This window comes from Bifidobacterium simiarum, assembly GCF_002802905.1.
GTDB classification, from domain to species: domain Bacteria; phylum Actinomycetota; class Actinomycetes; order Actinomycetales; family Bifidobacteriaceae; genus Galliscardovia; species Galliscardovia simiarum.
In genome coordinates this window covers 17,647-30,062 of sequence record NZ_PEBK01000007.1, presented here as the reverse complement: position 1 = coordinate 30,062, position 12,416 = coordinate 17,647, and the positions used below count along the sequence as shown (strand labels likewise).

The window sequence follows — 12,416 nt, the reverse complement described above, 5'->3', positions numbered from 1 at the left end:
AAACCTCGATAAATAATACACGGATTCATTCGGCTGGCAAAAATACGGCGTGTCGCGTTGAAAATCAGTGGGGGAGGGGAGGCCTGCCGCCGCGGTCGGGCTGTATCGCCGCATCGCTACACTGTGATGATATGACTGAGTCGAACGAGAACACTCCCATCGTCGATTCCTCCGAAACCGAGCAGGAATCCACCCCGCACATGACCACCGTCGAACGTGCCGAAATGTTGCTGCGGCAGGACGCCGCCATCACCGAGCGCGTGAAGAACGGTTCGACCCTTGACGACGCCATCGACCCCTCCGGCAAGGAATTCGGCCCGCTGGGCCACTCCGAGCAGGTGCAGATGCGCGTGGCCAAGCGCGCCCTGATGCTCAACTCCGGCCTCGCGCCCTACCCGGTGCACCTTGACGTCACCGCCACCATCGAAGAGGTGCGCGCCAAGTACGACGGCAAGCTCGAAGCCGGCGAGGAGACCGAGGACGTGGTCGGCATCGCCGGACGCGTGCTGTTCCTGCGCAACGCCGGCGGCCTGTGCTTCGTGCAGCTCGCCGCGGGCGACGGCACGAAGATCCAGGGCATGGTCTCCAAGCGCGAGATCGGCGCCGATTCGCTCAAGCAGTTCAAGCAGCTCGTCGACCTCGGCGACCACCTGTACATCCGTGGCCGCGTCATCGCCTCCAAGACCGGCGAGCTTTCCGTGTTCGCCACCGAATGGGCCATCGCCTCCAAGGCGCTGCAGCCGCTGCCCGCCCTGCACAAGGAGCTCAACGAGGACACCCGCACCCGCAAGCCGTACATCGGCATGATCGCGGACGAGAAGATCCGCAACATGGTGCGCAACCGTTCCAAGGCCGTGGCCTCCCTGCGCCGCACCTTCGACGACCACGACTTCATCGAGGTGGAGACCCCGATGCTGCAGACCGTGCACGGTGGCGCCGCGGCCCGTCCGTTCACCACGCACATGAACGCCTTCGACCTCGACCTCTACCTGCGCATCGCCCCCGAGCTGTTCCTCAAGCGCTGCCTCGTCGGCGGCATCGACCGCGTGTTCGAGATCAACCGCGACTTCCGCAACGAAGGCGTCGACGCCACGCACGCCCCTGAATTCACCATGGTCGAGGCGTATCAGGCCTACGGCACGTACGACACCATCGGCCAGCTGGTCAAGGAGCTCGTGCAGAAGACCGCCAAGGACGTGTTCGGCTCCTACAAGGTGACGCTGCTCGACGGCACCGAATACGACTTCGGCGGCGAATGGAAGACGATGAGCATGTACGGCTCCCTCTCCGAGGCGCTCGGCGAGGAGATCGTGCCCAACGGCGGCCCCGACAACCCCGGCACCTCCGTGGAGCATCTGGGCGAGATCGCCGACAAGCTCGGCGTGGAGCGCGACGACGTGGAGAACCACGGCAAGCTCGTCGAACACCTCTGGGAGCACTTCTACGAGGACAAGCTCTACGAGCCGACCTTCGTGCGCGACTTCCCGGTGGAGACCTCCCCGCTGGTCAAGGGCCATCGCACCAAGCCCGGCGTGGTAGAGAAGTGGGATCTCTACGTGCGCGGCTTCGAGCTGGCCACCGGCTACTCCGAGCTCAACGATCCGGTCGTGCAGCGCGAACGCTTCGTGGCCCAGGCCAAGGACGCGCTCGCCGGCGACGAAGAGGCCTGCGACATCGATGAGGACTTCCTCGAGGCCCTCGGCGTGGGCATGCCCCCGGCCGGCGGCATGGGCATGGGCATCGACCGACTGCTCATCGCCCTGACCGGCGCCACGATCCGCGAAACCATCACCTTCCCGCTGGTCAAGCCGCTGGCCCTCTAGACGATGGTCAAGCCGCTGGCTCTCTAAGCGAGAGGCTGGCCCTGTAGGCGAGAGGACGACCCGGCATCCTTGTGGGGCTTCCCCCTCTGGGGGAAGCTGTCGGCCCCGCCGACTGATGAGGGCGTCGGACGTTGATCTCGCCTGTCACCCCGCTTCGGCGGGGTTTTCTTTACTCTTTCTGGCCTGCTCGGTTTCCGTTCGATGGAGAACGACGCCAAAATACGATTTTTCGCCCCTGCTCCATCGAAATCTGCTGATATTTGATGGATCGGAGTGCGAAAACCTGATTTTTGCAGTGCTCTCCATCGGAATCCGATATCCGTGATTTCAAGATCGTTGAAATCATGCGGTTCCTTCATGTCGTGACTCCGATGGCCGATGGATTGGGCTGCAAAAAGTGCGGATATGCGCTCCGATCCATCGCAAATCGTCGGTATTTGATGGATCGGAACGCAAAAACGCCGATATGCAGTCGAATCCATCAGGGATGGAGAGAACTGGGCATGCAGCTGGGGATAGGATGGCTGGAGGATCGGCGATATGGCCGACCGGGAGGCGCGGTGTCCGGCCTGACGAATACAAAGCGCAAGGCTTCGAGGCTGTCGGCTCCGTCGGTTGACGGGTGGGTGGATGTTGCTTTGCCCCCCCTGTCACCTCATCCGGCCGGCTTGCGCCGTCCACCTTCCCCTCAAGGGGAAGGCGGGAAATGTCGTGTTCGGGCTTCCCCCTCTGGGGGAAGCTGTCGGTCCCGCCGACTGATGAGGGGCGGTTGAATCCGATAGGTGCCGGACCGCCCCCAGTCTGACAGTCCTCGTCGGCGGGGCGCTATGAGGCTATATGTCGCACAAGATGTCGGGAGCTGGCTGCCGGAGGCAGGGCGATCCTCTCATCCATTCCCAATCCAGCCTCTGCCCCGCCCTGTGCGTGTCGATTTGCGGTTTGAACGTTCTATTAATAAACTCCGTTAATCGATTAAGGGCGTTACTTCAAAATCCTTGTGATCATTGCTCATCTTGGAGTTCCTGAAGGCGCAACCGGCGTCATATCTACCAGTCATTCCGCAGAAACCGCGGAATCCGGGAAAGCAGAAAAGAGAGCACACGATGAGCACCTCTCAGACCATGACCTCCGAAGAGGTCAGGGAACCCGCTGCCGACAAGCTCGGCAACGCGCCCTTCACCGTACTCGTCCCCGTCATGATGTCGTTCTTCGTGATGGGCTTCGTCGATCTGGTCGGCACCGCGTCGAACTACGTGCAGTCCGACTTCGGCCTGTCCGACTCGGTGAGCAACATCTTCACCACCATGACCTTCTTCTGGTTCCTGGTGCTCTCCGTGCCGGCCGGCATGCTGATGAACCGCATCGGCCGCCGTCACACGGTGCTCGTCAGCATCGCCATCACCGCCCTCGGCTGCCTCCTGCCGATCATCGGCTACCTGATCCCCGCCAAGGGCGCCCAGCTGGTCTTCATCGTCGTCTCGTTCTGCCTGCTCGGCATCGGCAACACGTTCATGCAGGTCTCCCTCAACCCGCTGGTCGGCAACCTCGCCCATGACGAGAAGCTCGCCGGCATGCTCACCTTCGGCCAGTTCGTCAAGGCCATCGCCTCGTTCATCGCGCCGCTGATCGCCGGCTGGGCCGCCATGATGTTCGGCAAGTGGTGGCTGCTGTATCCCATCTATCTGGTGGTGGCCGTGCTCGCGTTCGTCATGCTTAAGTTCGACGAGATCAACGAGAACGCCCCCGACGCCGGTCATACCAGCGTGGTCGACTGCTTCGCGCTGCTGAAGAACCCGGTGATCCTGCTGTGCTTCATCGGCATCGTCTGCCATGTGGGCGTGGACGTGGGCATCAACGCCACCGCGCCGAAGATCCTCATGGAGCACTCCTCGCTCAGCCTCGAGGTGGCCGGCGGCGCCACCAGCGTGTACTTCGCGTTCCGCACCCTGGGCTGCCTGTCCGGCTCGGTGCTGCTGCAGCGGTTCAGCCGCAAGGCCATGCTGCGCGTGTGCGGCGGTCTCATGGCCGCGTCCTCGCTGTGCTTCCTGCTGTTCTCCGGCGTCGCGGGCATGCCGGTGTGGCTGGCCTACGTGGGCCTCGCCTGCGTCGGCCTCGGCAACGCGAACGTGTTCTCGATCATGCTCACCACCGGTCTGCTGCATCTGCCCCAGCGCCAGAACGAGGTCTCCGGCCTGATGATGATCGGCCTGATCGGCGGTGCGATCTTCCCGCCGCTCATGGGTCTGGCCTCCGATGCGATGGGCATGCAGCTCGGCGCGATCCTCGTGATGACCGTCGGCGTGCTCTACATCGCCGCGATGGGCGCCTTCTTCCGTTCCTACGGCGCCACCCGCTGACGGCCACCCGCCAGCAGAACCACCTAACGTCGTCCGCCAGCAGAGCCGTCCGCTAACGGCCATCCGCCAGTCGGCCGGTCGGCCGACTCAGCGAGTCCGATTACCGAAGAGCCCGGGAATTCCCCTAAGCATCAGGGGAGTTCCCGGGCTCTTCCGTATGAGGCATCATGGTTGTAATCGATGCCTTTGACTGTCCGATTGACTGTCCGGCTCAGAAATGGCTCAACTCGGATGGCATCTTCTCCATCGTCACCGGGTACATCCACGAGGGGTTGGTGAAGTCCAGCTTCGGCAAAGTGATCACGCCCGTGAAATCATCCGGGCAGACCGACCAGCGGTATTCCTTGCCGTGGTAGGTGGCGGTGGCGTAGGAGTGCCACCGCTGCCAGTCCGTGGAACCCCACTGGTACTTGTGGTACATGCTGGTGGCCTTGCCGTCCCAGCCGCCGATGCGATTGGCGATGTCGGCCAGCGCTCCGGGGGAGACGGCGGAATCCCAGTACTTGCGCTGCCAGAACGGCTGCTTGCTCATCTTCGGTCCGGTGGCGAGCATGGCCGCGTGCTGCCGGGAATTCTCATCTATGTAGCTGAGGTTGTAGGTGAAACCGGAGTCGCCGAATGGTCCAAGATAGTCGGCGATGGCATTCATCTTTTCGACCGGAGTCATTCCGGGTTTCGTATGGTCCCGGATCAGCCCGTCGATCCACTGGTTCTCCGCGGTGTCATAGTCGGCGAAATCCATGGTGATCGAAGCCAGTTTGAAGCGATCCGCCGAATACTGGTGTTGGTCCTCCCGGACACGTGACAGGAGAAATGTATTCGCTCCCTTTGTTGCGTAGGTGAGGTACACATAGCCGCCTTTGACCCTCGCATAGTTGCTGACGGTCTCTTCGATGATCTGCTGGCTGATATCGTCGAATTGCGCGGGAGCGCCGGCGTTGGGCGACTGTCTGTTGTCAAAACCGATATCAAGCGGCTCCGGATCGTCGGTCTTGACGAAGGCGAAGACGCCCATGCCATCGACCCGGTTCATATGGGCGTAGTCGTTGAGCAGATACAGTCGGTAATCGTAGATGGAAATCACCTTGCAGGAGAACGTCTGCGACCCTAATTTGGCGATGATAGTGGTTTCTCCGACGACCTTGCCGGTGACCACGCCGTTCTGGTTCACCGTGGCGGCCTGCGGACGGGCACTGGTCCATGTGGCGCCCTTGAGCCCGGCGACGTTGAGATTCAGCGTCTTGCCGGGCCTGACCTTCTGGGTGGTGCTGTTCCACGGCACGGAGATCGGCTTGCTGGTCGAAGGATTCGACGGTTTGCTGTTGCTGCCGCTGCTGTTGCTGCCGGTATTCGGTTTGCTGCTGCTTCCCGGCGTGACGTTGGCTCCGTGTCCAAGACCGGCCGCATACCAGCCGATGCCCTCGGCCCTCCAACCGACCCGCACCAGCATGTCGTTCTCGGCCTTGCTGGTCGTGTAGTTATGCGATCCCCTGCGGGCGTGGCGGTTGTACTGACGGTACACCGCAATCGATCCGCCCGACCGCCAGCCGATGCCCTCGTATCGCCAGCCGACCTTCACCAGATAATTGCGTTCGGCCGCGCTCTTCGTGTAATGGTGATCGCCGGCATGACTGTTGTACAGACGGTAGACGGGATCGCCCGTGGTCGGGGCGTACCAGCCGACGCCTTCGTATCGCCAGCCGACCTTCACCAGATAGTCGCGCTCCGCTGCCCGGCTCGTGTAGAAGTGTTCGCCGGAGTTGCGGTTGTACATGCGGTACATCGCCGTGCCCGATGTCGCCGCGGCGGCATCGCCGGTCGTGGTCGTGACCGGTACGGTTGTGGTCGGCACCTCCGTGACCGTCGGTATGGCGGCAGCGGTCTGTGTGGTCTGTGCGGTCGCAGTGGACGGGCCGATGCCGATCGTGACGATCATGACCGCCGTCGCCATACCGGCGAATGATCGGCGCATGGCATGGGATAGCGGTTGGCGAGAGGCCTGCCGCAATAGGCGGAATCCGAACCTCATCATGACTCCTTCGTAATGGTGTTCTTCTCTGCCGCTCATGGTAGTAGCCTTCGTGCTGGTCGTCTTCGGCAGTGCCGTTTTCCAGGCCGGGGTTTCCTCTTTTCGCTCTAGACTTTCCGTCCCGCAACGCATCTGCCGCCACCGCCCCATCCGCATGCCGGACAATGTCTGCGGGTCGGGGGTATGTTTCGCGTGTGAGTGAGATATCGAGGGGTTCGCTCCGCTTCCCCGTGGCAAGCGGAATCATCGTATGCTGTGCGGCCGCGCTGGCGTTGTCGTTCGGGGTGCCGAACGGGATCGCGTCGGCCGATGAGACGACCGGAACGGTCGGAACCGCGTCCGCCGCGGCGTCTGATCTGACCGCTTCCGAATTTCCGTCGAAGGGGTTGGGTGTCGTGGTCGGATCGTCCGATGCGACCGGCGCCGAAACCAGCAACGCGATCGGTGACATCACGGCCGCGACCGGCACCCAGTCCGGCGAATCCAGCCAGTCAGTGCAGGGCGGATCTTCCGCGGCCGCCAACTCCTGGGATGCCGTGAAGGATTTCGCCTCCGGCGTCACCACCTACGCCGACTACCTGAAGAGTCACGGCGCCGGAGCCTTCAACTGCACGGCCAGCGAACAATGCCAGCTCGGATCCCTGCGTGACGCCGGCGCGGCCGACGCCCGCAGCGGCATGCGCGAACAGTATCAGGCCGACGGTCAGGGCGGTCTGATCACCTCGTCCGGCAGCCGCCAGACGCAGACCGTGCGCACCTACACCGTCACGCTTGCGCCGCGTCACACCGGACGGTTCCGCATCGCCAGCGCGCAGACGATGAGCGGCACCCGTCCCTCATTCGTGATCTCCGCCTACGGTCAGCTGGGCGGCGGCGAGACCTCCGGCAGCTACACCTACGCTGGCTTCCTCGGCGATCAGAAGGGCGGTCCGACCTGGGCCGGCCCCAGCGGATTCGGCGCGTGGCTGACCCACCGCGCCGCACAGGGCGTCTACGGCGACTACTTCCTCGGCAACCGGACCGCCGATCTGTGCTCCCGTGCCGCATGCCGAGCCGCGGCCGGCACCGAATCCAACTGGATCTACTTCCACAACGCCGGCTATGCGAATGCCACGATCACCATCGCCCTGACCGCCCGCGGAGTCAACGCGCAGGGTTCCCCGGCCCGGCTCGCCGTCAGCTACGACGACGAGGACGCCTCGCTGGCCGTGCCCGTGTACCGCGTGTACAACCGCCGTTCCGGCCTGCACCACTACACCACCAGCGCATTCGAGAAGAACTCGCTCGTCCGCCTCGGCTGGCGCTACGAAGGCGTGTCGTTCAAGGCCGTGAGCCGGGGAGGCTCGCCCGTGTACCGCGTGTACAACCGGCATGACGGCAACCATCTGTGGACGATGAACCTCGCCGAACGCAACCATCTGGTCAAGCTCGGCTGGAGGGCCGAAGGCGTGGCATGGCGCGTGCCCAAGGCCGGCGTGCGCAACGTCTACCGCCTATACAACCGCAACAGCGGCGAACACGTCTACACCACCAGCCTCAGCGAATACAACGCCGTGGTCCGTGCCGGCTGGCGCGGCGAGCACGTCGCGTGGACCTCGCTGTACTAGAAGGTGAGCGACATGAGCAGCCAGAATCCGAACAACGTGCCGAGTAGCGCATCAGGCAGCGTGGCGCCCGGCATCGCATCGACCGACAGTACGGCGACCGGCAACGTGGCGACCGGCGAGACCGCCATCCGACCGGGCAGGCGCACCCTGCTCGCGGTGATCATCGCGGCCGCCGTGATCATCATGCTCGCCGTGGGCATGGGATTCGCCTTCGCCGCCACGCGCGGTGCGGGCCATGCCGCCTCGGCCACGCCGTCCGGCACGACCGGTGCCGCGGCATCGACGACCTCGCAGTCGTCGGACGGTTCGGCGGCGGACAACGCGGCAGCAACGGATGACGCGGCCGCAGCGGGCAGCACGGCCGATAGCGCCTCCACATCGAACGACGGCACCGCATCGTCGTCAGCCGCCTCCGCCGCAGTGTCCGGCGCGAAACTGCTGGAGCACGCCGATCAGGCCTGCAACCCGCATGTGAACTTCACCGGCTCCACCGCCACCGAATCCTTGGTAGGCGAGTCCGGCGGCAAAACGCTGACCCTGATGTCCGGCAAGGACTCCGACAAGCGCACCTACCAGTGCGCGGTCCGCGAAACGCGTGTGCCGCAGTCCGTGCTGAACCGGGTCAAGGCCACCGGCATGAATGACGGCCTGCAATCGGCCTCATGGGACGGCGTGACGATGACCTGGTCGGTCAACGACAACGTCGGCGTGCAGCTGATGTTCGCGGCCGGACGGTAATTGCCGGATCCGTGAGCGCCAAAGGGATGAGAATCATGAGAGCACAGAGAATCATGAGAACACAGAACGATCACCAGAACCAGACCGGTCGGTGGGCTCACCGCGGGCCGAAGGGCAGGTCCGCCGTACGGGCGGCGGTCGCCTCCGCGATCACCGTGTGCGCATTGTCGATGCTGCTGCCGTCGGCGCTCGCCGACACCGCGCAGGGTAATGCCGCACAGAACGACACTACGCAGACCGACACTACGCAGACCGAGACCGCGCAGACCGAAACCGCACAGACCGACACCGCACAGACCCAGTCGTCGTCACCGTCGCAGTCTCAGTCGACGCAGTCCCAGTCGGCACAGTCTCAGTCGACGCAGTCCCAGCCAACGCAGACGCCGGCCGCCGGAACCGAATCGTCAGGATCGTCGTCGGCCTCCACACCCGAACTGGAATACGGCAAGGGCAGCGAAAGCACTGAACACACCAACAGCGATCAGCCGAACACGCCGACCGGCCGCGGCTCGGAATCCACCACCGTGGGCTGGCAGCAGGATGGCGGCCAGTGGTACTACATCGAAAACGGCGTGCCGCTCAAGGGCCAGCAGCGCATCGCCGGTGGCGTCTACTATCTCGACAACCGCACCGGCGCCCGCCGCACCGGATGGATCCGTCTCGCCAACGGCCGGACCATGTACTTCAATCCCCGCAACGGCAAGAAGGTCTTCGGCGAGGCGAAGATCGGCGCGAGCTGGTACTACTTCGAATCCGGCAGCGGATACCGCCATTCCGGCTGGCAGAAGATCGGCAACCGGTACTGCTACTTCGACAAGCGCACCGGCGCCCGGCTTTCCGGCACCCATATGATCGACGGGTACCGCCGCTGGTTCAACCCGAAGAACGGCGCCACCGACAAGTACGGCTGGCAGAACAAGCCGCAGTACTTCCAGGTCAGCTCCCGCAGCGTCACGTTCAACCGTCCGGCCCCGTGGAACTACGCGTCGCCCTCGCGGCTCAGCGTCACCGCCAGCCGCCATGATGCGATCGAGGCGATGATCAGCCGCGCCTACGACTACATGGGCACGCCGTACGTGTGGGATTACGCGCTCGCCCCAGGAGTCGGCGTGGACTGCGCCGGACTGGTGATGCAGTCGCTGTACGCCACCGGCATGAACATGGCCGAATACAATCCGTACAACCACTGGTACGATCCGTGGCACAGCCATGACGCCAACAACCTTTCGGGAGACAAGCGCTTCCCGCGCGTGCCGCTGTCCCAGCGTCAGCGCGGCGATCTGATCTTCTACCCCGGCCATGTGGCGATCTACCTCGGCAACGATATGGTGATCGAGGCCGACGTGCCGCGAGTGAGCGTCAACAGCATCTTCAAGGGCGGTCGCGTGCCGTGGGCCGTCTCCCGCCCGTTCTCCTGATCGACTCGCGATGCCGTCCCGTATGGTCTTGCGAAGGCGGGGTGGACGGCATCGCGTAAAACGCCGGACGGCCTATAAACCACTGCCGGACGGCAGATAGGCCACTGCCGGACGGCCTAAAACCATGTGGGGCTGCTGTGCAGATACCGCACGCCGTAAGCGTGTCGGGGCCGCACAGCAGCCCCGCTTCGTATATTCGGGTGCCATGAGCATTTCGACCTGGATTCGCGGCATGCGTCCGCAGACCCTGCCACTGGCGCTCGCTCCCGTGCTGATCGGCGTGGCCAGATCGTGGATGGGCGTCTTCTCGTATTCGCAGGGCGGGGACGTCGATCATCCGCCCTGCCCGACGTTCGGCGGCCGTCCGGAGGCCTACGGTACCGTCAACTCGGTCGTCAACGGTGCGATGGCTTCCTCGACCCAAGGGGCCTGCTCCACCTCCGTCGGATGGTTCGTCGCGGTATCCGTGCTGTGCGCACTGGTGGCGCTGTTCCTCCAGATCGCAGTCAACTTCGCCAACGACTACTCCGACGGCGTGCGCGGCGTCGATCAGGGGCGTACCGGTGTGGTCGGACGTGCCGGCACGATCGGGAATGCCGGCGTGGTCGGACGTGCCGTCGGAGTCAGTCAGACCGGCGGGGGAACGGCGGCGAACGCATCGCGCCCGGCCCCGGCCCGTCTGGTCGCCTCCGGCGTCCCGCCGCGAACGGTGTTGATCGCCGCGGGGGTGAGCGCGGCGCTGGCCTGTCTGGCCGGTCTCGGCGTCGTGGCGCTCACCGGATACTGGTGGTTCATCCTCGTGGGCGTGGCCTGTCTGCTGGCCGGATGGTTCTACGTGGGCGGCCGCCATCCCTACGGTTATCATGGCTGGGGCGAGGTGTCGGTATTCGTGTTCTTCGGTCTGGTGGCCACGATCGGTACGCAGTTCGCCCTCACCGGCACGGTGTCGCTCTCTGGCATTTGGGGCGGCGTGACCGTGGGGCTGGTGGCCGTGTCGGTGCTCACCGTCAACAATCTGCGTGACGTCGACGAGGACCGTCGGCACGGCAAGCGCACCTGGCCGGTGCGGCTGGGGGAGCGCGGCGGCAGGATCCTGCTCGACGTGCTACTGGCCGGTGCGGCGGCGATGACACTGTTGTTGTTCCGGGCGAGCTACGCATGGCAGGTGGTCGCCCTCGGGCCGGACTGCGGTGTGGCATACCCGGACGGCGATCTGAATCATGCCGTCGAGTCATGCGGCACGGCCTGGTATCACACGCAGACGGTCATGTACTACTCGTCGATCGTGCTGCTGGCCGTGTTCGTGGGACTGTGCGCGGCCGCAATCGTCGCCGTGCATCGTCGGCGATTCCGCCCGGCCCTGCCGCTGTGTACGATCTCCTCGCTGGTGCTGGCCGCCGAGTATTGGACGCTGTCGTTCCTGATGTAGCGGGGTGGTCCGGCGGCTGCGTACCGACGTGCCGGGCGAACGGATCGCAAACGGAGACCAAACGGACGCCGAACGGCAAGCGAACGGTTCCACGGGCTGAAATATCGTGGAATCCGCCCTGTCGCTCGTCCCATCGGTCGCCTAGACTGAGCCGTATGACTTACAAACTAGTACTGCTCCGTCATGGACAGAGCGCATGGAACAAGACCAATCAGTTCACCGGCTGGGTGGACGTCCCGCTGACCGAGCAGGGCGAAGCCGAAGCCAAGCGCGGTGGCGAGCTGCTCAAGGAGAAGAACGTCCTTCCGGACATCGTCTTCACCTCCCTGCTGCGTCGCGCCATCAACACCGCCAACATCGCCCTTGACGCCGCCGATCGTCTGTGGATCCCGGTCAAGCGCAGCTGGCACCTCAACGAGCGCCACTACGGCGCCCTGCAGGGCAAGAACAAGTCCGAGATCCGTCAGGAGTTCGGCGACGAGAAGTTCATGCTGTGGCGTCGTTCCTACGCCACCCCGCCGCCCGAGATCGATCCGAACGATCAGTACTCCCAGAACAACGACCCGCGTTACGCCGGCGACCCGGTCCCCGAGACCGAGGCTCTGGCCAACGTCGTGGCCCGTGTGACCCCGTACTGGGAGTCCGAGATCATCCCCGAGCTCAAGTCCGGCAAGACCGTGCTGATCGCCGCCCACGGCAACAGCCTTCGCGCCATCGTCAAGATGCTTGACGGCCTGAGCGAAGAGGAGATCGCCAAGGTCAACATCCCGACCGCCATCCCGCTGGTCTACGAGCTTGACGAGAACTTCAAGCCGATCAAGCCGCGTGGCGAGTACCTCGACCCGGAGGCCGCCGCCGCCGGTGCCGCCGCCGTCGCCAACCAGGGCAAGTGATTCGCCGATCGCGATGATCCTCCCGGATGACTTCCGGCTGATCTGATCGGTTGGTCAGATGATCTGACCGATCAGATCTGATCCGTCAGATCTGCACAGGGCCGCATTCCCGAACATTCGGG

The 12,416-nt window shown here is 64.3% G+C and carries 8 protein-coding genes; 7 read left to right on the top strand and 1 reads right to left on the bottom strand.

Annotated features, from left to right (window positions below):
• Nucleotides 1-131: 131 nt before the first annotated feature.
• Nucleotides 132-1,823, top strand: coding sequence for a lysine--tRNA ligase (lysS, locus tag CSQ87_RS07775; RefSeq protein ID WP_100513311.1), 1,692 nt, complete (start codon nucleotides 132-134; stop codon nucleotides 1,821-1,823).
• A 1,121-nt stretch (nucleotides 1,824-2,944) separates the two neighbouring features.
• Complete coding sequence (locus CSQ87_RS07770; RefSeq protein WP_100513400.1) at nucleotides 2,945-4,180, top strand: MFS transporter; 1,236 nt, start codon at nucleotides 2,945-2,947, stop codon at nucleotides 4,178-4,180.
• A gap of 211 nt (nucleotides 4,181-4,391) precedes the next feature.
• Here CSQ87_RS07770 and CSQ87_RS07765 read toward each other — a convergent pair whose 3' ends face one another.
• Nucleotides 4,392-6,116: an Ig-like domain-containing protein gene (locus CSQ87_RS07765; RefSeq protein ID WP_100513310.1), complete on the bottom strand. Its 1,725-nt coding sequence runs from the start codon at nucleotides 6,114-6,116 to the stop codon at nucleotides 4,392-4,394.
• Nucleotides 6,117-6,604: 488 nt separating this feature from the next.
• Between CSQ87_RS07765 and CSQ87_RS07760 the strand changes: the two genes are divergently transcribed.
• The 5 genes from CSQ87_RS07760 to CSQ87_RS07740 all read left to right on the top strand — a co-directional run bounded on the left by CSQ87_RS07760 (nucleotide 6,605) and on the right by CSQ87_RS07740 (nucleotide 12,294).
• On the top strand, nucleotides 6,605-7,816 hold the full coding sequence (locus CSQ87_RS07760) for a hypothetical protein (RefSeq protein ID WP_133122373.1): 1,212 nt from the start codon (nucleotides 6,605-6,607) through the stop codon (nucleotides 7,814-7,816).
• 12 nt (nucleotides 7,817-7,828) lie between these two features.
• Nucleotides 7,829-8,554, top strand: a complete 726-nt coding sequence (locus tag CSQ87_RS07755) for a hypothetical protein (protein WP_100513308.1) — start codon at nucleotides 7,829-7,831, stop codon at nucleotides 8,552-8,554.
• Between the two features lie 53 nt (nucleotides 8,555-8,607).
• Entirely contained in the window at nucleotides 8,608-9,972 is a 1,365-nt protein-coding gene (locus CSQ87_RS07750; protein ID WP_165776796.1) for a C40 family peptidase, read from the top strand.
• Between the two features lie 205 nt (nucleotides 9,973-10,177).
• The gene (gene menA, locus CSQ87_RS07745) at nucleotides 10,178-11,401 is read left to right on the top strand and encodes a 1,4-dihydroxy-2-naphthoate octaprenyltransferase (RefSeq protein ID WP_100513306.1); all 1,224 of its coding nucleotides are present in this window, start codon (nucleotides 10,178-10,180) and stop codon (nucleotides 11,399-11,401) included.
• Nucleotides 11,402-11,556: 155 nt separating this feature from the next.
• Entirely contained in the window at nucleotides 11,557-12,294 is a 738-nt protein-coding gene (locus tag CSQ87_RS07740; RefSeq protein WP_100513305.1) for a phosphoglyceromutase, read from the top strand.
• The last annotated feature ends 122 nt before the right edge of the window (nucleotides 12,295-12,416 follow it).

Bases quoted from the DNA above. Each gene is read 5' to 3' on its own strand.
- CSQ87_RS07770 (WP_100513400.1), top strand. From the start codon at position 2,945: ATGACCTCCGAAGAGGTCAGGGAACCCGCTGCCGACAAGCTCGGCAAC.
- lysS (WP_100513311.1), top strand. From the start codon at position 132: ATGACTGAGTCGAACGAGAACACTCCCATCGTCGATTCCTCCGAAACC.
- CSQ87_RS07740 (WP_100513305.1), top strand. From the start codon at position 11,557: ATGACTTACAAACTAGTACTGCTCCGTCATGGACAGAGCGCATGGAAC.
- CSQ87_RS07755 (WP_100513308.1), top strand. From the start codon at position 7,829: ATGAGCAGCCAGAATCCGAACAACGTGCCGAGTAGCGCATCAGGCAGC.
- menA (WP_100513306.1), top strand. From the start codon at position 10,178: ATGAGCATTTCGACCTGGATTCGCGGCATGCGTCCGCAGACCCTGCCA.
- CSQ87_RS07765 (WP_100513310.1), bottom strand. From the start codon at position 6,116: ATGATCGTCACGATCGGCATCGGCCCGTCCACTGCGACCGCACAGACC.
- CSQ87_RS07750 (WP_165776796.1), top strand. From the start codon at position 8,608: ATGAGAACACAGAACGATCACCAGAACCAGACCGGTCGGTGGGCTCAC.